This is a genomic window from Bacteroides sp. 14(A), from assembly GCF_000526555.1.
In the GTDB taxonomy this organism is placed as follows: Bacteria; Bacteroidota; Bacteroidia; order Bacteroidales; family Bacteroidaceae; genus Bacteroides; species Bacteroides cellulosilyticus.
In genome coordinates this window covers 318,048-340,753 of record NZ_JAGH01000002.1, presented here as the reverse complement: position 1 = coordinate 340,753, position 22,706 = coordinate 318,048, and the positions used below count along the sequence as shown (strand labels likewise).

General features: G+C 43.7%; 13 protein-coding genes. 4 read left to right on the top strand and 9 right to left on the bottom strand.

Going from position 1 to position 22,706, the window contains the following annotated elements; genetic code table 11:
- Positions 1 to 3: 3 nt before the first annotated feature.
- The 3 genes from K429_RS0109095 to K429_RS0109085 form a co-directional block, all read right to left on the bottom strand.
- Positions 4 to 3,144 (bottom strand): TonB-dependent receptor, encoded by a 3,141-nt coding sequence (locus tag K429_RS0109095; protein WP_007211012.1) that lies wholly within the window; start codon positions 3,142 to 3,144, stop codon positions 4 to 6.
- A 166-nt stretch (positions 3,145 to 3,310) separates the two neighbouring features.
- Complete coding sequence (locus K429_RS0109090) at positions 3,311 to 4,870, bottom strand: arylsulfatase (RefSeq protein WP_026366692.1); 1,560 nt, start codon at positions 4,868 to 4,870, stop codon at positions 3,311 to 3,313.
- A gap of 145 nt (positions 4,871 to 5,015) precedes the next feature.
- Positions 5,016 to 9,095, bottom strand: coding sequence for a two-component regulator propeller domain-containing protein (locus tag K429_RS0109085; protein WP_026366691.1), 4,080 nt, complete (start codon positions 9,093 to 9,095; stop codon positions 5,016 to 5,018).
- Positions 9,096 to 9,291: 196 nt separating this feature from the next.
- Here K429_RS0109085 and K429_RS0109080 point away from each other — a divergent pair, with 196 nt between their 5' ends.
- Both K429_RS0109080 and K429_RS0109075 read left to right on the top strand, forming a co-directional pair.
- Positions 9,292 to 10,377, top strand: coding sequence for a phosphotransferase enzyme family protein (locus K429_RS0109080; RefSeq protein WP_026366690.1), 1,086 nt, complete (start codon positions 9,292 to 9,294; stop codon positions 10,375 to 10,377).
- 169 nt (positions 10,378 to 10,546) lie between these two features.
- Positions 10,547 to 11,302, top strand: a complete 756-nt coding sequence (locus tag K429_RS0109075) for a carbohydrate-binding family 9-like protein (RefSeq protein ID WP_044096592.1) — start codon at positions 10,547 to 10,549, stop codon at positions 11,300 to 11,302.
- Here K429_RS0109075 and K429_RS0109070 read toward each other — a convergent pair whose 3' ends face one another.
- The 5 genes from K429_RS0109070 to K429_RS0109050 form a co-directional block, all read right to left on the bottom strand.
- Positions 11,303 to 12,154, bottom strand: a complete 852-nt coding sequence (locus tag K429_RS0109070) for a DNA/RNA non-specific endonuclease (protein ID WP_026366688.1) — start codon at positions 12,152 to 12,154, stop codon at positions 11,303 to 11,305.
- Between the two features lie 82 nt (positions 12,155 to 12,236).
- The gene (gene lpxA, locus K429_RS0109065) at positions 12,237 to 13,004 is read right to left on the bottom strand and encodes an acyl-ACP--UDP-N-acetylglucosamine O-acyltransferase (protein WP_026366687.1); all 768 of its coding nucleotides are present in this window, start codon (positions 13,002 to 13,004) and stop codon (positions 12,237 to 12,239) included.
- Positions 13,005 to 13,023: 19 nt separating this feature from the next.
- Complete coding sequence (locus K429_RS0109060; RefSeq protein WP_007211003.1) at positions 13,024 to 14,412, bottom strand: TolC family protein; 1,389 nt, start codon at positions 14,410 to 14,412, stop codon at positions 13,024 to 13,026.
- Positions 14,413 to 14,439: 27 nt separating this feature from the next.
- Positions 14,440 to 17,652: an efflux RND transporter permease subunit gene (locus K429_RS0109055; RefSeq protein WP_022208120.1), complete on the bottom strand. Its 3,213-nt coding sequence runs from the start codon at positions 17,650 to 17,652 to the stop codon at positions 14,440 to 14,442.
- Positions 17,653 to 17,735: 83 nt separating this feature from the next.
- Positions 17,736 to 18,908: an efflux RND transporter periplasmic adaptor subunit gene (locus tag K429_RS0109050; protein WP_026366686.1), complete on the bottom strand. Its 1,173-nt coding sequence runs from the start codon at positions 18,906 to 18,908 to the stop codon at positions 17,736 to 17,738.
- A gap of 599 nt (positions 18,909 to 19,507) precedes the next feature.
- Between K429_RS0109050 and K429_RS0109040 the strand changes: the two genes are divergently transcribed.
- Together K429_RS0109040 and K429_RS0109035 are read left to right on the top strand one after the other, a co-directional pair.
- On the top strand, positions 19,508 to 21,430 hold the full coding sequence (locus K429_RS0109040; protein ID WP_026366685.1) for an Ig-like domain-containing protein: 1,923 nt from the start codon (positions 19,508 to 19,510) through the stop codon (positions 21,428 to 21,430).
- A 43-nt stretch (positions 21,431 to 21,473) separates the two neighbouring features.
- Entirely contained in the window at positions 21,474 to 22,256 is a 783-nt protein-coding gene (locus tag K429_RS0109035; RefSeq protein WP_007210998.1) for a DUF3108 domain-containing protein, read from the top strand.
- Between the two features lie 5 nt (positions 22,257 to 22,261).
- Here K429_RS0109035 and K429_RS0109030 read toward each other — a convergent pair whose 3' ends face one another.
- Positions 22,262 to 22,666, bottom strand: a complete 405-nt coding sequence (locus K429_RS0109030; protein WP_007210997.1) for a PaaI family thioesterase — start codon at positions 22,664 to 22,666, stop codon at positions 22,262 to 22,264.
- Positions 22,667 to 22,706: the final 40 nt, after the last annotated feature.

Sequence of the window (22,706 nt, the reverse complement as noted above, 5' to 3'; positions counted from 1 at the left end):
TAATTAGAATGTTACATTTAATCCCACAGACATATTGAATGAACGTGGATAAGGTGACCAGTCGAATCCTGGGGTCAAAATAGAATTACGAGTTGACACTTCAGGGTCATTACCAGAATATCCAGTGATTGTTGCTATATTTTCTGCTGACACATAAAGACGTGCACTACTGATATGAAGCGGTCTTAATGTCTTAGGCAGGAAATTGTATCCTAAAGAGATAGTTTTCAGTTTCAGGAATGAACCATCTTCTACATATAGTGAACTGTATTCTGCAGCACCATTTGCTTTTGCACGTGGAATATTACTAGTTGGATTATCTTCAGTCCAGCGGTTAACGTATCCTGCAAACATATTGGTGTTCTTTTTACCTCCAGGATTTTCGAATACAAGGCGGTTGGCATTCAGAATGTCGTTGCCATAGCTCCATTGCAGGAAGATATTCAGATCCCAGTTTTTGTAGGTGAAGTTATTGCTGAAACCACCAATATGTTTAGGCTGTCCATTACCGATTGTCGTTTTATCTTTGTCAGTAATTGTACCACTATTATCCAGATCTTTGTATTTCGGATCGCCTGGTTGAGTATTGGCTACGTAATAAGGAATACCTTCTTTAAGAGTATAAACCTTTTTTCCATTTTCTTCAGTAATATTGAAATCCTCATATTTATAAGTTCCTTCATAGATGAAACCATACATTTTGCCTGCTGCTTCACCCTTTTTGCTAATGTATGCAGGTGTGGTACGATATTTATTATCCCAAGTAATGTAGCTAGTAATATCTTCCTGACCTGAGTTCAGAGAAATAATCTTGTTCTTATTGAACGCGATATTAAAGTTGGATGTCCAGTTAAAATCTTTGGTTTTAACGTTTGTTGTTTCCAGTGTAAGTTCAAAACCGTTATTGCGCAACTTACCTACATTTAGGGTGGCTGTTGCAAAGCCGGAACTAGCTGCAATATTAGCATCAAGTAGTAAATCTTTTGTGGTTTTGATATAATAATCCATCGTAAGATTAATACGTCCGTTTAGGAAACCTAAATCAATACCGAAGTCTAACTGTTCTGTTGTCTCCCATTTTAATTTCTCATTTTCCATACTACTTAGTACATATCCTTGATTGAACTGTCCGTTCCAGGGATATTTATATACATCATCACTGGTAACAAGGTGAGCCATATATTCATAATTACCAATACGGTTGTTACCTGTTTGTCCATAACTGAAACGTAATTTACCATTTGATAGCCAGTTTACATCTGACATAAAAGCTTCACGTTGGAATGCCCAGGCCAATGAACCAGAAGGAAAGTAACCCCAGCGATTATTTTTTGCAAATTTGGAAGAACCGTCAGCACGCATAGTGGCAGTTACATAATAGCGAGAGTCATAGTTGTAGTTGATACGTCCGAAGTAGGACATCAATGTATTTTCTCCCTTTGATGATGTTACAGAAGGAGTAGATGAACCTTTGTCCAAACCTGCCATTCCATAGGAATCTTTAGCTATATGTTCTGCTGTAATGGAATAGATGTAGCTTGTATTCTTCTGGAAAGAAAGACCTGCCAGTGCATTAAAGTTATGCTTGTTTTTATTGAACTGATAGGTAAGAGTATTTTCGTTCAGATAACTTCTTGCTTCTGATTTGTACAGATAAGCATTAATACCTTTACTTTGTGTATTTGAAGGATGTGAGTTACCCGTACGGGTCATTGAACTGTTGAATTCTTCATTCGTATAGTCTCTTGAAGTGTATCCGGCAGCAATTTTCAGTTTCAATCCTTTGATGAATTCGTAATCCGCACTAACATTGAATTGTAAATTGTTAGTGGTTTTGTGACGATATTCATTACGTGCAGAATGTACTGGGTTAAAACGGTAGTCTTCTGTCATATTGACACCTTCATCATACATCTGGTTTAACATGTCTGATCCGGTAGGTGATACGGGACGAAATGCCCATACACTATACATGTAGGCTGTAGACATGGCTGTCGTAGCGGTTGAGGCAGTAGGACCATCTTGTACATTACTGGCATAGTTACCTGTGAAATCAACTTTCAATCTCTTATTTACTTTTTGGCTCAGGTTTACACGTCCTTGATAACGTTTTAAGCCAGATCTGATGATGATACCTTGCTGATCGGTATAGGATAATGAAGTAGAATATTTAAGATCGCCCTGTGAACCTGTCATAGAAACATGATGATTATGACTTAACGCTGTACGATAAATATAGTCTTGCCAATCATATGTTGGAGCATATCTATAATCTTCGAGAGAACCATAAAGGTCAGTAATATAGTTACTTTCAAAATCTGCATCATCAAGAAGTTCGCGTTGCAGTTGAACAAACTCATATGCATTCATCATATCTGCAGTGTTTTTCACCTGACCTACTGTCATGCTACCATTATAAGTGATTGTAGGTTTACCTGCGCCACCTTTTTTGGTGGTAATAATAACAACACCATTTGCACCGCGTGCACCATAGATAGCAGTTGCAGATGCATCTTTTAAAATATCAATAGATTCGATATCGTTTTGGTTAAGTGCACTCATGGTAGATGTTTCTTGAGGGAATCCGTCAACTACATAAAGAGGTGCGGTACTTCCTGTTAATGAGCCGGCTCCACGAATAACAATGTTGAAATTGTCGCCTAAACCACCATCAGAGGATGAAACTTGTACACCTGCAATACGACCACCTAAACTTTCGGCAATGTTGGTGACAGGAGCTTTAACTAGATCGCTCATATTAGCCGATCCAATAGAACCTGTCAAGTCGCGTCTTCTAACGTCACCATACCCAACAGCTACAACAACAACTTCATCCAATGCTTGAGCATCTTCCTGTAATGTAACATCGAATTTTCTTTGATTTCCGACTTTTACATCTAAAGTTTTATATCCGATAAAAGAAAATTGTAAGACATCAGAGTTTTTTACGTTACCTAACTTAAACTCACCATTTACGTCGGTAGTAGTTCCATTAGTAGTTCCTTTCACAACGACGCTGACTCCGGGAAGTTCTCCCATGGCATCAACAACTTTACCTGTAACTTGACTTCCTGTCTGTGCCTGTACGCCTAATACGCAGCAAAGAAAAGTTGCCAATAGCATTAAGGTTACTTTCTGTTTCATAAATATTAAATTAATTAGTTTTTAAAAAAGGTTGTTCTTTCTCGTTAAACGACTCGAATCACAACGCAAATGTATGTGATTGAATAGAAGTCGACTTTAGTTAATAGTTCGCAAAAAGTACGAATTTGTACATTCTTGATAAAGAAACCCTGTTCTGTACGATTCCTTACTTTGTACCCTGGTTCTTCCCGGCCCTTACCTGCTCCAGTAGTGTTGAAAGCTCTTTTACCATCTCCGGATGTGCTGCTGCAACGTTATTTTTCTCCGACGGATCTATGGAAATATTGTACAGTTGAGGTTTGGGATCATTCCCTAACTCCATTTTAGTCCAATGTTCGACAGCGGGTTTATCACTTGGCTCGATGTACTTCCATGTTCCTTGAATAATCGATAAAGTATTGTTCAAATTCTGCTGTACTACATAGTCGCATCCGGTATTATCTTTCCCTAAGAAAGTGGCTAATTGATCACGGCTGTCAGGCGCAACGGTTGCGGGTGTAAGCGGGTGATTCAACAACGCAGCCAAAGAAGCATATACATCAATCATAGAGAATAAAGCTTGCTGTTTACAAGGCTGAATACCGGCAGGCCAACGTACAATGAATGGAATACGTGTTCCGGCTTCATAGGCACTGTACTTTCCACCACGGTATTGTTTCATAGGAGTGTGACCGTTCAGTAGTTCAAGAGCCTGATCTTGATAGCCGTCGTCAATGACAGGGCCGTTATCGCTACAGAATACAAAGATGGTGTTATCCGCAAGGTTCAGACTGTCCAGAGTGTTCATAATCTCGCCCACAGTCCAGTCCAGTTGCAAGATTACATCACCACGGGTTCCCATACCGCTCTTTCCGGCGAAACGGGCGTGGGGGACGCGTGGAACATGTACATCTTGCGTACCCATGTACATAAAGAAAGGTTCGTCTTTATGCTTGATAATAAAATCTTTTGCTTTACCTGTGATGACATCTGCAATGTCCTCATCCACCCAAAGAGCAGATTTACCACCGGTCATCCAACCGATACGGGGAATACCATTTACAATCGTATTGTTATGTCCCTGACTGGGTTTCAGTTTTACAAGTTCCGGATTCTCCAATCCGGTAGGCCAGTCACCCACTTTGTAGTTATAGTTGACGGTAATGGGATCGTTAGGATCCAAACCTACTACATGTCCGTTCTCAACGAATACACAAGGTACACGGTCAACTGTGGCGGGAATGATGTATTCGTAATCAAATCCTATATCTTGAGTATTAGGCTTTATCAGATGATTGAAGTCCGTACCACCTTTAGGGCCGAGTCCTAGATGCCATTTTCCTACGGCGCCGGTAGCATAGCCTTCTGCCTTGAACATATCAGCCATGGTGACACAGGCTGTGTCGATAATCAGCTCAGAGTTACCCGGAGCGATTCCCGTGTTTTCCTGCCTCCAAGGATACATACCTGTCAACAGACCGAAGCGGGAAGGAGTACTGGTAGAGGAAGTAGCATAGGCATTGGTAAACTGTACACCTTGTCCGGCAAGACGGTCGATATTAGGAGTACTTATCTTGGTAGCGCCATAGCAACTCAAATCGCCGATACCCAAATCGTCGGCAATTAAGTATATCACATTAGGTTTCTGACGGGTGTTGTCAGTGGTTTCCTTTTTCGATGGATTTCCACATCCAGCTATCAGGGCTGCGCCCGGGAGGAGAGACCATAAAGGTGAAAAATGTTTCATAGCTCTTTGACTTTAGATTGTTATTTCTGAGGTCAAAGGTAATGGCTTTCGGGAAATTCTGTGTATAGTAGAGTACAAGTGAAGGGGAAAAACGTACAAAACACGTATCGAGTGTATGTTTGGTACTTTGCCGGCCTCTTGCCTGTTAAGTGGCAAGAGGCGGTTCTTCTTCGTTCTTTTCATCGGAGTCCATATTTTCCCCTTTACGGTATGCCAGCGGACTGATCTGGTATACGTCCTTGAAACATTTTGAGAAGTAGCGTGAAGAACTGAAACCTATTTTGTCCGATATCTCGGTAATGTTTAGTTCCGGGTTGTTCCGCAACATCAAGGCGCCTTTTTTCAGGCGGATGGTCAGGATGAAGTCATTCGGTGTTTGCCCGGTGATGGCTTTCAGCTTAGTGAACAGGTTGGTACGTGCCATAGCCATTTCGCGGGCGAAGATATTGACATTAAATTCCGTATTATCCAGATTCTTTTCGATGATGCTGATGGCGCGGTCCAGGATTTCCTTGTCTATCGGGTTGGTGGCAAGCATCTGTGCATAAGCTTGTGGTTGTTTACTGAACTTTTCTTGGAGGAGAATGCGTGAATTTACCAGGTTGTTACAACGCGAAATCAACAGATTCGTGTTGAATGGTTTGGTGATGTAATCGTCCGCACCGATACGCAGTCCTTCAATGTTTTGTTCTACGGCAGTCCGTGCGGTAAGCAGTACTACCGGTATGTGGCAAGTATTGAAATCATTTTTAATCTGTTTGCAGAGCTCGGTACCGGACATTTTGGGCATAACGACGTCGCTTACCACAATATTCGGCATTTCCTTCTGTATCAGCTCCAGACCTTCTTCACCGTCTGCGGCTGTCAGCACTTGATAGAATGGGCGGAAGATGTTTGCCAACATCTCACAAATGGAGGCATTGTCTTCCACGATAACCATCTTGACATCGGGCATGCGCTTAATCGGGGCATTTTCTTCCAATTCAGCTTTGAGTGAAGCATCTATTTCAGAAATTTGCGGTTGTTCTATTTGCTGTACGTCTTCGCTCTTTTTGCTGATTTCCTCAGTATTGAAATGGGCGTTGCCCAGGTGAAGGCGGACGATGAAACTGCTGCCCTTGCCCAGTTCGCTTTCTACCTTGATGGTGCCGTGGTGCAGTTCGACGATGCCTTTCGTCAGGGCCAGACCGATGCCGGTGCCTACACCGGTGGTGAGACTGTCCATCTGCTCTGTCTGATAGAAACGGTCGAATATCTTATCTACTTCTTTGGCATCGATACCGCTACCAGTATCAGTCACGCGAATTACGGCTTCATTGCCTTCGGTGGTGATGCTGAGTGTGATGGTATCTTCGGCTTGGGTATGCTTGATGGCATTGGATAGCAGGTTATTGACTACCTTCTGCATTTGCTTCTGGTCATACCATACTTCAAGACTTTCACAGTCTTTCTCAAAATTGAAATTGATCTGTTTGCTGCTTGCATATTCCATGAAGATGAGGTAATTCTCATAAAGGAAATGCACTATGTTGTGCGGACTGACTTTTACCTTCATGTGCCCTTGTTCCTGTTTGCGGAAGTCTAGGAGTTCGGTGATCAGTTCGCGCAGTTGGATGCTGTTCTGGTAAATGCTCAGTATCTTATTATAAATGGTGGGTGTGAAGTTTTGCAATTGCATCAGAGTTTCCACCTGCGATACGATGAGTGTAAGCGGCGTGCGGAACTCGTGTGAGATGTTGGTGAAGAAGCGTAGTTTCGATTGGTTCAGCGCTTCCACGTCTTGTATATGCTTTTGTTCGTACTTCAACGATTCACGCAGCTTAATTCTCGATTTGTATGTCTTCACCAGATACCACAAAAGGATACCGGTCACTATCAGATAAATAAGATAGGCGAGCGGAGTCTTATAATAAGGTGGCAGTACATGAATCGTAAGATGCACCTGCGGACAGATGGACTCTTCTTTTCCTTTAGGTTTAATCAGCAGATTGTATGTTCCGGCATTCAGGTTCGTGTAGGTGATGATAGGTTGGCCGCGCGTGCTGTTCCAGTCTTCGGAGAAGCCTTCCAGCTTGTAAATGATTTCGTTCTTATTGGCTGCCACGTAGTTGGAGGTGGCGAATTCGATGCTGAACATGGTTTGGTTAGCATTCAGGGTGATTTCCTGTGTATGGCATAGGGATTGCGTCAAAATGCCCGTTTCATCGCTCACTTTTACTTCGGCTCCGTTTACGATGAGGCGGGAAAGGATGATCTTGTAAGGCTTCGGGGTGAAATTAAGTTCCAGTTCATTGAATGAGAGCATACCTTGCGTACCGCCAAGGAAGATTTCTCCGTCGCGTGTCACACAAAGGGCGTTTTCATTGACAGCTGTCAGTGGGAAACCATTCTCCACGCTGTAGTTCTGAAACTTTTCCACTTTCTGATCGAAGATGGAGAAGCCCTGATTGGTAATCAGTATCAGTTTACCGCTGACGGGAGATTCTTGTGTATCGTAAATGCAATCACTGACAAGTCCGTTCTTGCCCTTGTCGAAGTTTTCGAAATCGTTGGTAGCGGAACGGTATAGGTCGAGGCCACTTCCCGAAGTAGAGAACCACAAGTTACCCTTACTGTCCTGCATGATGTTATTCACATTATTGTTACTGAGGCTGTGTGCCTGCGTTCCGTCGTGACGGTAGTTGGTCAACTTGTTCGTATCGAAGCGGTAGGAGAAGATACCTTCGCCTGTGGCGGCAATCCAGAGCGTACCGTTATTATCTACCTCTACATCTGCAACCATAGCTATTTTACGCCCTTCTTTGCTATCTTTAAAGAGCTGTTGACATTTTCCGGTCTGAGGATTGAACAGGCATACACCGTTTTGGGTAGCGACAATCAATTGGTCCTGGTAGGGGGCAATGTCACGAACGATATTGGACGGAAGAGTTTCCGGATTTCCTTCTTCCATAAGATAATGCGTGAATGTACCTGTGCGGATATCCAGTTTGTTCAGTCCGCCAAGGTGGGTTCCTATCCAGATGATTTCCTTTGCGGGATCATAATAAAGGGCTTTCACGTTACTGTGGGAGATGCTGTTGCGTCCTTGTCCGGCAAGATACCACTTGAACTCACGTGTCCGGCGGTTGTAGAAGTTCAGTCCGCCTCCTTCCGTGCCAATCCACAAATTTCCATTCTTATCTTCAATGGTGCGTCCGACTACGGGACTGCTTAATCCTTCTTTTTCATGAATGGAAGCTTTGTATCGGGTATAGATTTCATATTCAGGGTTGAAGTAATTGACACCGCCGAAGTAAGTACCCAGCCATAAAGTACCTTGATTATCTTTTACGATGCACCAGATGGACGAGTGTGTAAGTCCTTCATTCTGCATCTCGTTGGAGGTATGGTTCTGGAAAAGTCCTGTCGTTTTATTGTACCGGTTCAGACCGTTGAAGGTTCCTATCCAGATATTGCCAAGATTATCCTCACAGCAGGATCTGACAAAATCGGAAGATATGCTATGCGGGTTCTTTGGGTCGTTTCGCAGGTTCTCGATATTTCCGTCTGTTTTCACTCGGAAGAGTCCCTTTTCCCAGCTTCCGATCCACAGTTCGCCTGCATTGTCCTGGTAAATACTGGTGATATTTCCTTTCTCGATGGGGTGAGTTAGCAGATGTTCGTCTATTTTCAGATTGAATACACCTTCGCTGGTGGTTCCTATCCACATGTGTCCTTTGTCTTCGAACATGCAAGATATTTCGATGTTTTCTCCTGCCATCTGGTAGTAAAGATCAAAGTTATCGGTTTGCTCATTATAGCGGTATATTTCATTCTTTTTTCCGATGAAAAGACCGTTTTTATAATATATGCTATTGATGTTTCCTTGTAGGAGGGTGGTGAAGCGTTGGGTAGTCAGGTCGAACTGGGCAACACCTTCGGTACAGAGCAGGTAGATTTTTCCGTTCTGGTCGCCTGCCATACGGAGCACGGTGTTACAGAAAAGGCTGTAGGGATCGTTTTTGTTCAGTTTGTAAGTCTGTATATCGTTTCCATTGTAACGGTTCAAACCTTCGCGCGTAGCAATCCATAAGATACCATTTTCATCAATATACAAACTGTTGACACTAAACTGAGATAGGCCGTCGTCGGTGGTTAAATGATTGAAAGTGATATTCTGGCTGTGTACGTTTGCTGTAACTATGCTTACTAAAACAAGAAACAGCGTTCTGATAAACTTTTGCACTTTTCCTCCGGTATTTTAAGGTTTCAAACACAAATATAAGGCGTTTTGCTCAAAAGGGGGATGTTTATTGGCTGTTTTTTATGGTTATGTCTGTCGAAATGTATATTTTTGGGCGTTTGTCGGACGAATTTTGACTTTTGCTTTCATTCGGAAGGTGTATATTTGCATACCAATTTTAAATCTATTATAAAATATCATGAATAACCTCCAATCTATTGTATCCCATTTCAATACGAAGGGTACAGTTAACGAAATCCAGCCTTTGGGCAGCGGACTGATTAATGACACGTACAAAGTGACTACTTTGGAAGCCGACGCGCCCGACTATGTATTGCAACGTATCAACCACGCTATCTTCCAGAATGTGGAAATGTTGCAGACAAACATTGAAGCCGTTACCCGGCATATCCGCAAGAAACTTACGGAACAGGGAGCGGATGATATCGACCGCAAGGTACTTTCTTTTATTTCTGCCGATACGGGAAAAACGTATTGGTACGATGGCGAAAACTATTGGCGCATCATGACTTTCATTCCCAATGCAAAGACTTATGAAACGGTGGACGCGGAATATTCTTATTATGCCGGTGTTGCTTTTGGCAATTTCCAGGCGATGCTTGCGGATATTCCAGATACGCTGGGAGAGACGATTCCTGACTTCCATAATATGGAGTTTCGTCTGAAGCAGCTTCGGGATGCCGTGGCTGCGGATGCGGTAGGTCGGGTGAAAGAAGTGCAATATTATCTGGATGAGATTGAAAAGCGTGCAGACGAAATGTGTAAAGGTGAACGTTTGTATCGTGAGGGTAAATTGCCTAAACGTGTATGCCACTGCGATACGAAGGTGAACAATATGATGTTCGATGAAGAAGGGAAGGTGCTTTGCGTAATTGATCTCGATACCGTAATGCCCAATTTTATCTTTTCCGATTTCGGAGACTTCCTTCGTTCAGCAGCCAATACGGGCGCCGAGGATGATAAAGACCTGAATAATGTGAATTTCAATATGGCAATCTTTAAGGCGTTTGCAAAAGGCTATCTGGAGTCAGCAAAAGTCTTTTTGCTTCCAATAGAAATTGAGAACTTGCCGTTTGCCGCTGCGTTGTTCCCCTACATGCAGTGTGTTCGTTTTCTGGCAGATTATATTAATGGTGATACTTATTATAAGATTAAATATCCGGAACACAACCTTGTACGTACAAAAGCGCAGTTCAAATTGCTTCAGAGTGCCGAGGAATATACACCGGAGATGAAGGAGTTTATAAAGGAATCATTGGTATAAGGTCTGTTTATAACAGGATGGAAAGGAATAAGACTCACCACAGATTACACAGATTCACACAGATTTATTAATCTAATAATCAGTAAAATAAAATCTGTGTCAATCTGTGTAATCTGTGGTGAATTAATTCATAACCGAAAAGAAATGAATTCTTTAATGCAATCAAAATATGAACAAAAGAACCCCTGCATACTTGGTGTTGAAATCAGCAGTCTTGTTTTTATCTCTGCTTTGTTTTTATCCCTTGTCTGCAACTAACCCCCAAAAGAAAGAAATGAAAGAGTTGAATGTAAAGAAAGTGAGTCTGGCTAATGTGGCGGTGGAGAATGTTCCTGCCTTGCTAGACAAAGAAAAGGTGGATTTTCAGTCGATCAATACGGTGAACTGGAAAGCGTTTCCTTATCAGCCGGAAGTACAATTCCGTATTGCCCATACAGATGATGCGATTTTGATTCATTATAAAGTAAAGGAAGCTAGTGTGCGTGCTATAGCAACGGGAGATAACGGTGCTGTGTGGGAAGATGCTTGCGTAGAATTCTTTTCTATTCCTGCGGGAGATGGAATTTATTATAATGTAGAGTGTAACTGTGTGGGAACTTTGCTGATCGGTGCAGGTGGCGGACGTAGCAATCGTGAACATGCTCCACAAGAAGTAATGGATAAGGTGCAGCGTTGGTCTTCTCTGGGACGCGAATCTTTTGAAGAACGGGTAGGAGAGTGTAGCTGGGAATTGGCATTAGTCATTCCTTATTCTGCTTTCTTCAAACATCAAATCACCAGTCTTGACGGAAAGACGGTTCGTGCCAATTTCTACAAATGCGGAGATAAGTTGCAAACGCCTCATTTCCTCTCATGGAATCCCATTAATCTGGAAAAGCCTAATTTCCACTGTCCCGAATTCTTCGGCACATTGAACTTTGAGTAATTATTTCCAGTCTTTCAAATTATAACTTGCTTCTACCGCCCTTTCTATATCATCGGGAAGGGCGGGGAAGAAGTCTATCCCTGTGATTCGCTCCACTTCGTCCACAGTGTTTACATAAGAGTCCAGCGGATTGTTCCCTTCATTATTTTTGTAGATAAAGCCGATGGCTTTCGGTTTCTTGTGCAGAGAAAGTATCACTTTAAAGAAAGCATCCGGTACAGCTACTTTATGCTCACCTATAGTCTGTGGCTTTCGGTCATAGAAGATAGGGCCGGCTACAATGTAAAGACAACTGTCTTTTTTCACCCACTTGCGGCATTTCTGTTCCAGTTCGTTCCAGTCGCCCCGGTTTAGATTGTGGTGCTGGGGACAGATGTTGGTCATGTAGAAACTTTCTATCATGGCTTCACGGTCCCATTTGTTGTCACCTGCCGGACAAAGATGCCCACGATCCCAACCACTACCTTTATAGTCTTGTGTGGTGACTGCTTTGCTCTTGGGCAGATCAGGGTCGGGACGGAAGTTATTGATTCGCTCGGTATTTTCTTTTAAACGTTCGGGAGTCAGTTTCCAAGCTACCCAGTTGGCTATGCGGGTGTTGGAGTTATAGGATACGAGGTATCCGGTACGTTGCAGAAGAATTTCGGGAGTACCAGGAGTGGTCGTTTGCTTGATGTATATATCAGAATTCAGGGGAAGATTCTGAACGATGGTTTCTGTTTGCTCAGTACCAGTAACCTTTTCTTTAGAGTTCGTTGTCTGATAAGCGGTAACGATGCCGCATATGATCAGGATAATCAGGAGCGTCAGTTGTTTCTTGCTATTCGTTTGTTTTTTCTTCTTCTTTCTCATAATTGAATGGGTAAGGTGGTGCAAAGATAACAAAAAAGGCGGACGAGTAAACCCGACCGCCTTCTGAATAAGGAGTATTCTTTTATTTTACAATGCCTTTGGATTCGCGTACGAAGTTAAGGATATTGTGTATTTCGTCACTCATCGGTACTTGATCCTCAATCTTTTGCAAAGCATCCTGTATGCTGAAGTTACCTTGGTAAATCAGTCGGTAAGCATTTACAATATGGCGCAGAATGCGGTCTGTTACCTGATGCTTGTGCTGTAGCACAACAGCATTAATGCCATGATAACTTGCCGGATTACCATTCATAATAACATAAGGAGGAACGTCTTTCGCAATGCGGCATCCTGACTGGATCAATACCCAGCTTCCGATGTGGCATTGTTGTTGCAAAATGACGTTACTGCTCAGAATGGTAAAGTCACTGATACGACAATCGCCGGCTACAATAGTCTTAAGTCCTAATACGCAGTGGTTACCTATCTGCACATCATGGCAAAGGTGTACACCATCCATCAGGAAGTTCTCGCTGCCGATACGTGTGGCATCTCCTTCATGTGTAGCACGGCTCACAACTACATTTTCGCGAATGTCGTTCTGGTCGCCGATGATCAGCAGACTCTTCTCGCCCGTATAATGGAAATCCTGCGGGACGGTACCGAGTACGGCGCCATGATGCACTTTGTTCCTTTGCCCCAAGCGTGTACCGTCGAGGATACGCGCACCGGACATGATAATACAATCATCTCCAATCTCTACATCGCCTTCGATATATGCAAAAGGCTGAACTGTTACATTCTTGCCGAGCTTTGCGGCAGGATCTACAAATGCTAATGGACTTATCATAGTAATTAGTTTTTAGTTATTACTTTCTGCCTCCTCCGAGCGCTTGGTACAGGCTGATAACAGCTTGCATGCGGTCGAAAGTGTCGGATACCTCGGAGGTTTGTGCACTGAGGTAAGATTGCTCAGCAGACAGAACTTCCAGATACGTTGACGTGCCTAAGTTAAACAATTCTTTTGTATCTTCCGCAGCTTTACGGGCTGAATTTACCTGAATCTCGCGAGAAATGGCTTTTTCGGAGGTCATTTGGTATTGATACAAGGCGTTGCTCACTTCATTTCCAGCTTTCAGCAAAGTGGTCTGAAACTGGATTTTGGATTGCTCTTCCTGTGCTTTGGCCTGTTTCAGACGGGCGATATTAGCACCGCGATAGAATAGCGGTTGTGTCAACGATCCTATGGCGGAAGCCAGTAACTTGCCTGGATTTACAATTGCAGAACCTGCACTGTTAGTCCATCCTGCCGAACCACTCAATGTAATTTGTGGATAGAAAGCTGCACGTGCGCTGTTAGTATCGTAATAACTTGCAGCAAGAGACATCTCGGCAGCTTTTACATCGGGACGGTTAGATAACAGTTGCAAAGGAATACCGGCAGAGAATTCTGTTGGTAATTGCTGGTTTTCCAATACCCCACGTTCTATTTCCTGTGCCGGTTGATTCAGCATCAGGCAAAGAGCATTTTCTGTTTCACGAATACTTTGACGCATACCGGGCAGAGAAGCCAGCACCTGTGCGTAGGCGGCACGGGTTTGTTCTACTCCGGCAGAAGTCGTATTGTATATGCCTGCGTCTTTCATTGCTTCTACGGTTTCCACATTCTTTTTAAGAATATCGGCAGTGGATTCTGTAATCTGCAACTGTCGATCGAGCATCAACAATGTGTAGTACATATTGGCCACATTGGCAATTACCTGAGTTTGTACGGCTTGTTCATAGAACTGTGTTTGTTTCAGAGATACCTGTGCACCACGTTTCGGGTTCAGTATCTGACCGAAGAGGTCTATTTGCCAGCTTGCTGTGACAGGAAGCGAATAAGTTTGCGTAGCCTTTCCCTTATCCCAACTGCTTACAGTTCCCTGCGGAGACAGTGCAAGCGTGGGAGCATAAGCCAGGCGTGCAGACATCAGTGCAGCTTCCGCTTTCTTCACGTTCAGAGCGGCACTGCGCAAATCAGGATTATTGGCAAGTGCTTGTTCGATGAGCGCTTGCAACTGAGGGTCGGTAAATACTTCCCTCCAAGGCAGGTTACCGAAGTTTGCAGTATCCGCTGCCAGTGTATCGTTCACAGCAGTTGTATCACGATACAGTCCGGCAGCCGTAATATCTTCGGGTCTGTCGTATGATTTGTAGATATGGCAACTGCTTAAAAGAGCAGTTGCACACATCAGAGTTATAATTTGTTTCTTCATAATGATAAAAGTATTTATACCTAATACTTATTTAGTGTATTGCTCAATTTCAGGTTCTGCATCAGAATTATCCACATCGGCCCATTCCATCGGTTTAATCTTCTCTTGCAGATATTGGAATGCAACGAACAGAGCCGGTACAATAAAGATCTGAAGAATCATACCGATTAACATACCACCGATGGCAGAAGTACCCAGCGTACGGTTACCATTAGCACCTGCACCGGATGCCAGCATTAACGGAATCAAACCGACAATCATGGCTAGTGATGTCATCAAGATAGGACGCAGACGGGCTGCGGCACCCAGTACGGCTGCCCACGTTATACTCATACCCATCTTACGACGGTCGAGGGCAAACTCAATAATCAAGATGGCATTCTTCGCCAACAGACCCATCAACATGATTAATGCGATCTGCATATAAATGTCGTTGGACATGGACCCCATTATCATCTTTAGCATAGGGATATTACCGATAGCGCTCATACCATTGACAAACAAGAAGCTGCCTAACAGACCGAACGGAATAGACAACAATACGGCAAGCGGCAAAATGTAGCTTTCGTACTGTGCACTCAACAGCAAATAAACAAATACGAAACAGAGCACAAAGATCAACCCTGTGGTGCTACCACTGGTTTCGGCCTCTTCACGTGCCATACCGCCCAATTCATAAGAGAAACCTGTCGGCAGGTTTTCTTTAGCTACTTCAGAGATCGCGGCTAGTGCCTGACCGGAAGTGTAGCCTGTGGCAGGGGCTACCATTACTTTCATGGAAGTATAAAGGTTGAAACGGCTGATGATGTCTGGTCCATATATTTTCTTGATAGATACAAACTGAGTAATAGGGGCCATTTCATTGCCATTGCGCACCTTGATGCTTGCCAGGGACTCAAGGTTCTTGGTCGCGTCTGGTTCTGCCTGAATCATTACGCGGTACATTTTACCGAAGCTATTGAAGTTGGAGGCATACAGACCGCCGAAGTATCCCTGCATGGTACTGAGGATATCGCTCGGGCTGATACCTGCCTTCTTACAAGCAGCAGCATCAATATCCAACATATACTGTGGGAAGTTCGGGTTGAAGCTAGTTTTTGCAGAGTTGATTTCTGGACGTGCTTCCAAAGCAGCGGTATAGTTATTTACCACCTCGAAGAAATGGTTCAAGTCACCACCTGTTTTATCCTGCATATTCAATTCGATATCACTGGATGCTGAATAGCCTGGAATCATAGGTGGAGCAAAGAATAATACCTGAGCTTCCTTGATGATTTTCTGTGCACGCATGAAAAGCGTAGCATAGACAATTGTCGAATTCTGCATAGTGGATCGTTCCTCCCAGTTCTTTAGTTTGATGATGAGTGAACCGTAAGAAGGACCCTGACCACCGATGAAACTGAAACCTGAGATTACTGTGCGTGATTCTACTGCCGGATCAGCTGCTACAAGACTATCCACACGATTCAGTACTTCCATAGCGCGTTCTTGTGAAGTGCCTGGAGGTAGTGTTACTACTCCCATAATAGTACCAGTATCTTCGTTGGGTACCATACCGGTAGGTGTGATATTCATGAAGACTATAAGTAGAACGACAGAGGCTGTTACGATACCAGCAGACAACCACTTCTTCTGGATGAAGAAAAGTACATGCTTTTTGTATTTCTTTACAATGTTGTCGTAGTGCGTATTGAAAGCCGTGTGGAAGCGGTTGACAAATGTCGATTTCTTCTCGCCATGTTCTTCGTGCGGTTTTAGGAAGATAGCGCACAATGCCGGGCTCAGTGTTAAGGCGTTCAATGCAGAGAAGCCGATGGCAATGGCCATAGTCAGACCGAATTGCCGGTAGAATGTACCAGCAGTACCGCCCATAAAGCTAACCGGGATAAATACAGACATCATAACCAGTGTGATGGACACAATGGCACCGCCGAGTTCGTGCATGGCGTCGATGGAAGCTGACCGTGCGGATTTATATCCCTGGTCAAGCTTGGCATGGACACCCTCAACAACGACAATGGCATCATCCACCACAATTGCAATGGCAAGCACCATTGCGGAGAGAGTTAGCAAGTTGATACTAAAGCCAATCAGTTTCAGTACGAAGAAAGTAGCAATCAATGCTACCGGAATGGCGATAGCAGGAATCAAGGTAGAACGCATATCCTGCAAGAAAATATACACCACAATGAACACAAGGATAAATGCCTCAATCAATGTCTTGACAACTTCATGAATAGAGGCAAACAAGAAATCATTGGCACTCTGTGCAATATTAATCTTCAAGCCGGAAGGTAATGTCTCAGATGCTTTGTTAAGCACTTCTTCCAGATCGCTGATGGTCTGTGTCGCATTGGTACCTGCCATCTGGTAGACGATACAGGAAACAGCCTTATGCCCGTTTACAGTATTGTTGAAGTTATAAGACAGACGTCCCAATTCGATTTCTGCAATGTCTTTCAGGCGGAGTACTTCACCATTTTCAAGTGCTTTTACAACGATGTTCTCGAACTCTTCGGGCTGTTGTAAACGTCCTTTGTAGCGGATGGTGTATTGGAAACTTTGGTCACCACGTTCACCAAACTGACCGGGAGCTGCTTCTATGTTCTGCTCAGCCAAGACACCGGCTACGTCGTTGGGTACTAATTTGTATTGCGCCATGATGTCAGGTTTCAGCCAGATACGCATGGAGTAGTCCTGGCCCAACACGTTAGCGTCACCTACACCGCTTACACGCTTCACCTCAGGAATGAGGTTGATGTTGGCATAGTTTTCAAGGAACTCAATATTATATTGGTCAGTTTCGTCGTAGATAGAGAATACCATCAACATGGAAGTCTGACGCTTCTGGGTGGTTACACCCACTTTGGTAACTTCAGCAGGCAGCAGACCTTGTGCCATAGATACGCGGTTTTGTACGTTGACGGCTGCCATATCCGGGTCAGTGCCCTGCTTGAAGTAAATGGAGATATCAGCAGAGCCACTGTTGGAGGCATTAGAAGTCATGTACATCATATTTTCCACACCATTGATCTGGTCTTCCAGAGGTGCGATGACGGAATTCAATACCGTTTGGGCATTGGCACCTTGATAAGTGGCGCGCACCGAAACGGTAGGAGGCGCAATGTCCGGATATTGGGTGATAGGCAGTGTAGCCAAACCAATAAGTCCCAGGATAACTATCAGGATGGAGATTACCGTTGATAGTACCGGACGGTTAATAAATCTATCTAATTTCATGTTAATTATTTAGTGATTAGGGAATTAGTGATTAGCGGCTACGCTATGTTATACCGCAGATGCTTATCGCTAACCGTTAAACGTTAATTAAATGCCGTTTGGATATTACCTTCTCTCTGGTCTTTTAGAGCCTTCTGATATTCTGCTTCTTTTTCGGCAGGAGTGATGGGGGTGATGCTTTGTCCATCTCTTAGATTTTGTACACCTTCGGTAACGATTTTGTCACCTGCCTTCAGACCATCTGTTACATAATAATATTTACCATCGTTCAAGTTGAATACTTTGATTTCAATATTTTTCAGAGTGTTGTCTGGTTGCAGCACAAATACGAATTTCTTGTCCTGAATTTCCGTTGTGGCCGATTGAGGAATCATGATTATATTATGCAAAGGATTGGGGAATACTACATTACCGGTACTTCCGCTACGCAGCACATTGTGCTTGTTGGGGAAGAGGGCACGCATAGTTACCGAACCGGTAGCCTGATCGATAACACCGCTGATGGTTTCTACGCGGCCACTGTCGGCATACATGGTTCCGTCGATGAGTTGTAATTGTACATCGGGCATTCTTTCCAGAATTTCCTTGATGCTACCACCCTCGCGAATCTGAGACAGCAGTTGTCTTTCGGTCATGGAGAAGTAAGCATACATTTCAGAAATATCGGCTACAGTAGTCAGCGGGTTGGCAACGGAAGGGCTAACCAAACTACCTACACGGTAGGGGATGTTACCTACTACACCATCGCTGGGGCTGGTTACACTGGTGTACGACAGATTGTTCTTGGCGTTTACTAATTGTGCTTCAGCTTGTGCTAATTGTGCTTTTGTTTGTGCCAGTTGATTCTCTGCCATCTGCAAATCATAGTTGCTGATGATATTCTTTTTGTTCAACTCACGCTTGTTGTTTACGGTAAGTTCCTGCGTGTTTACGGCAGCTTTGGCTGTTTCAACAGCAGCTTTGGCTGAGTTCACAGCAGCTTGATACTGTACGGGGTCAATGCTGAACAACACTTGTCCCTTGCGTACTACTGAACCTTCGTCTACATGCAGTTTGGTGATGAAACCGCTTACCATGGGGCGGATTTCTACATCTTGTTTACCTCTGATCGTAGCCGGATAGCTGTTCGTTAAGTTGGCAGTGGTTGTTTCCACTGTAATCACTGCAAATTCGGGTGCTTTACCCGTAGTTTTGTCACTTTGTCCGCAACTGAACAGTGACAGGCAACATGCCAATAAAATCAATCTACTCTTCATACTTGTAATTATTCTCTGTCTTTTGGTTTATTTTTTCATCTTGGTAAAAAAGGCTTTTTATGTTTTGTCATAGTTGGATAATACGGAGGACAAAGGGGAAAACTAAAAGCACTCTTCGGGTTTTCCGGCTGCAAAATTATCTATTTTTGAACAGATTAGTTCTATTTGCGTCTATTTTTAACTATGTTTCATACATATCTTATATATAAGTCTCCAATATGCCATTCTAATCAGCTTTTACCTTTCCGGTTTCTATATTACAGAAAGGAATAATATTCTCATTACGAGTGAAGCTATTTCCCATTACGACTGAAGCTAGCTCCCACTACGACTGAAGGTACTTCCCACTACGACTGAACTCGTGTTTCATTGCGACTGATTGTTGTGGAACACCCAGTGGGTTGTCACACAGATAGTTGCCCGCTTTCTCAGGGTCTTGCTGAAGTATCTTCTCTTTCATCCTCCCGATTGAACCTTTCCTTTGTTTTATCTGTTTTTACTGTCTTCTTGCTCTTTTTTGATTAAAATACTGTAAAGCATTCTGTTTATTAAGGGATAACCTTTATTTTTGCAGCATATTACGTAATAAATATTTAGATATGAAGTCTCTTTTCAATCGTCTGGCAGGTGTTGCCGTTGTTGGTGTCGTGCTTTATTCTTGCGCCAGCATCGGTCGTCCGGAAGGTGGTGCTATTGATGAAACCCCTCCACGCTTCGTAGGTAGTACGCCTGCGCCGGGCGCCCTCAATAATAACCGGAAGAAAGTTACGATTGAATTCGATGAATTCATCAAGCTTGAGAAACCCGGGGAGAAGATCGTGATTTCTCCACCTCAGGTGCAACAACCGGAGATAAAGGCGAATGGGAAGAAGGTGGTAATCACCTTAAAGGATACTCTCAAACCGAATACTACTTATTCGATAGACTTCTCTGATGCTATTCAGGACAATAATGAAGGTAATCCGTTGCCCGATTTCGGGTTTACTTTCTCCACGGGTTCCGTTATCGACTCGATGGTGGTTTCTGGTACCGTGCTGAATGCAGCCAATCTGGAACCGGTGAAAGGTATGCTGGTAGGTATGCATTCCAATTTAGCTGACTCGGCCTTTACTACGATACCTTTTGAACGTGTAGGTCGTACCGACAGTCGCGGACGTTTCACAATTCGGGGTGTTGCTCCGGGCGAATACCGCATCTACGGATTGCAAGATGCTGACCAAAACTTCTATTATAGTCAGCCCACTGAAATGATTGCTTTCGAAGACTCCCTGATTATTCCTGCCATGGATGAACGGACACGTCTTGATACACTCTGGAAAGATTCTCTGACGATAGATACGATCATGGAGAGAGCTTATACTCATTTTTCTCCGGATGACGTTATATTGCGCTGTTTCAAAGAACGGGTTTTGTCGCAACGTCTCATCAGGAGCGAACGTCCCGAATCCCGGAAATTCTCTTTCTATTTCTCTACCCAGGCTGACAGCCTGCCGTTGTTGAAGGGACTGAATTTCGATGAAACCAACGCTTTCATCGTGGAGAAGCCTACCGGACGCATTGATACGCTTCATTATTGGATAAGAGACTCTTTGATCTATAAGATGGATACTTTGAAGATGAGTCTCACTTACCTCTATACGGATACGCTCAACCAGTTGGTACCGCGTACGGATACTCTGAGACTTGTATCGAAAATTCGGCCTAAGTCCGAGAAAGAACTTGAAAAGGAACGTGAGAAGAAAGAAAAGGAACTGGAAAAAGCCAAAAAGAAAGCGGAGAAAGAGGGGAAGGAGTATGTAGAACCGACGGTATTCTTACCTGTAGATGTATATGCACCGGGTACGATGGATATCTACGACTACATCTCTCTTACGTTTACTGAACCGTTGGCAACTGCTGCTGATGGTGCTATTCATCTGAAACAGAAAGTAGACAGCTTGTGGAATGATGTCCCTTACGATTTTGTTCCGGACTCTCTGAACCTGATGCGCTATAATGTTTATGCAGATTGGGTGCCCGGTGAAAGCTATGCTTTTGAAGTCGACTCGACGGCTTTCCATGGAATATATGGCCTTTTCACCGATAAGATAAAGAAAGAATTTAAGGTGAAGAAACCTGAAGAGTATGGGCAAATATTCTATAATGTGACGGGAGCGGATTCGATTGCTTTTGTAGAATTGCTGGACGCACAGGATAAAGTGGTACGTACAGTGCCGGTTGTCGATGGTAAGGCAGATTTCTACTTCCTGAATCCCGGCAAATATAGTGCGCGCCTTATAAATGATACGAATGGAAACGGTGTGTGGGACACCGGAAAATACGAAGACAAACGGCAACCGGAGAAAGTGTATTACTATCCTCAGGTGATAGAACTGAAAGCTAATTTCGACTTGACCCAGGATTGGAACATACATGAAAAGCCGCTGGATAAACAGAAACCGGATGAACTTAAAAAACAAAAACCAGATGAAGACAAGAAAAAGAGAAACCAGAATAACCGTAGTTCCGGCAATAACCGGTAAGCGCGGATGGGTGTTCTGCCTGTTGGGAGCACTATTACTTACAATGATGTCCACGCCTGCCAAGGCACAATGTACGGCTCAAAACACCGCATTTCAGTCCGGCGAGCACGTGATGTACGATTTATATTTTAACTGGAAGTTTATCTGGAAGAAGGTGGGGCTGGCAAGTCTGACCACCTTCTCCACTACTTATCAGTCACAACCTGCCTACCGCTTCAACCTGCTTTCAGTAGGAAGTAAAAAGACCGATTTCTTCTTTAAGATGCGTGATACGCTGACTTGCTACGTCAGTGAAAAGTTGGAGCCGCTCTACTTCCGTAAAGCGGCCGAAGAGGGTGACCGCTATACGGTGGATGAAGCTTGGTTTTCATATAAGGATGGCGTATCCAACGTGAAACAGAGGCGTATCTGGCACAATCCGGTTCGCGATCCGCAAGAGATGGAATACAGTGACAGCCGTTGCATCTTCGATATGTTGAGTATCCTGGCGCAGGCGCGTTCTTACGATCCGGCAGATTATAAAATAGGCGACCGGATTCTTTTCCCTATGGCCACCGGACGTAAGGTAGAAGAACAGACGCTGATTTACCGGGGCAAAGAAGATGTAAAAGCCAATAATGATACGATTTATCGTTGCCTCGTATTCTCTTTTGTAGAATATAAGAAAGGAAAGGAAAAAGAAGTGATTACTTTCTTTATCTCAGATGATAAGAATCATCTCCCGATTCGTCTGGATATGTATCTTAACTTCGGGTCGGCAAAGGCTTTCCTGAAGAGCGTACAAGGAAATCGTTATCCGATGACGTCGGTAGTAAAGAAGAAATGAGATAGTTATAAGCTGAACGGCAGCGGATCCCCTTTTCTGAATACGCTGGACTCGAATGTAGCAATCAATTTTCCGTCCTGATTCGTGATATCTATCTGGTAATATCCGGTAGTACGTCCTATGTACCGTTCGCGTGCTTCGGCATACAGCGTGTCGCCCGGTCCGCTGGCGCGCAAAAAGGTGATATTGGAAGACAGGGAGAAAGCCAATGTTCCATGTGAATTAGCAGCGGCGGCCAGTGCCAGGTCTGCAAGAGTGAAGATGGCTCCGCCTTGGGTGCGATGTCCTGCGTTAAGGTGATTCTCCGTGATAACGAGGCGTGCTTTACTATATCCTTCGCGTACTTCCAGTAGTTCTACGCCGGTTTGTTCTGCAAAGAGATCTTTCTTGAAAAATTCTTGTGGAGTCATGTTTTCAATATGATTAAAAAGTTCAATCTGTATGATTTAT

Excerpts from the sequence above, each read along its gene's own strand:
- K429_RS0109050 (WP_026366686.1), bottom strand. The coding sequence starts at position 18,908 with ATGAAGAGTAGATTGATTTTATTGGCATGTTGCCTGTCACTGTTCAGT.
- K429_RS0109075 (WP_044096592.1), top strand. The coding sequence starts at position 10,547 with ATGAACAAAAGAACCCCTGCATACTTGGTGTTGAAATCAGCAGTCTTG.
- K429_RS0109030 (WP_007210997.1), bottom strand. The coding sequence starts at position 22,666 with ATGACTCCACAAGAATTTTTCAAGAAAGATCTCTTTGCAGAACAAACC.
- K429_RS0109060 (WP_007211003.1), bottom strand. The coding sequence starts at position 14,412 with ATGAAGAAACAAATTATAACTCTGATGTGTGCAACTGCTCTTTTAAGC.
- K429_RS0109040 (WP_026366685.1), top strand. The coding sequence starts at position 19,508 with ATGAAGTCTCTTTTCAATCGTCTGGCAGGTGTTGCCGTTGTTGGTGTC.
- K429_RS0109090 (WP_026366692.1), bottom strand. The coding sequence starts at position 4,870 with ATGAAACATTTTTCACCTTTATGGTCTCTCCTCCCGGGCGCAGCCCTG.
- K429_RS0109055 (WP_022208120.1), bottom strand. The coding sequence starts at position 17,652 with ATGAAATTAGATAGATTTATTAACCGTCCGGTACTATCAACGGTAATC.
- K429_RS0109035 (WP_007210998.1), top strand. The coding sequence starts at position 21,474 with ATGATGTCCACGCCTGCCAAGGCACAATGTACGGCTCAAAACACCGCA.
- K429_RS0109095 (WP_007211012.1), bottom strand. The coding sequence starts at position 3,144 with ATGAAACAGAAAGTAACCTTAATGCTATTGGCAACTTTTCTTTGCTGC.
- K429_RS0109080 (WP_026366690.1), top strand. The coding sequence starts at position 9,292 with ATGAATAACCTCCAATCTATTGTATCCCATTTCAATACGAAGGGTACA.
- K429_RS0109070 (WP_026366688.1), bottom strand. The coding sequence starts at position 12,154 with ATGAGAAAGAAGAAGAAAAAACAAACGAATAGCAAGAAACAACTGACG.
- lpxA (WP_026366687.1), bottom strand. The coding sequence starts at position 13,004 with ATGATAAGTCCATTAGCATTTGTAGATCCTGCCGCAAAGCTCGGCAAG.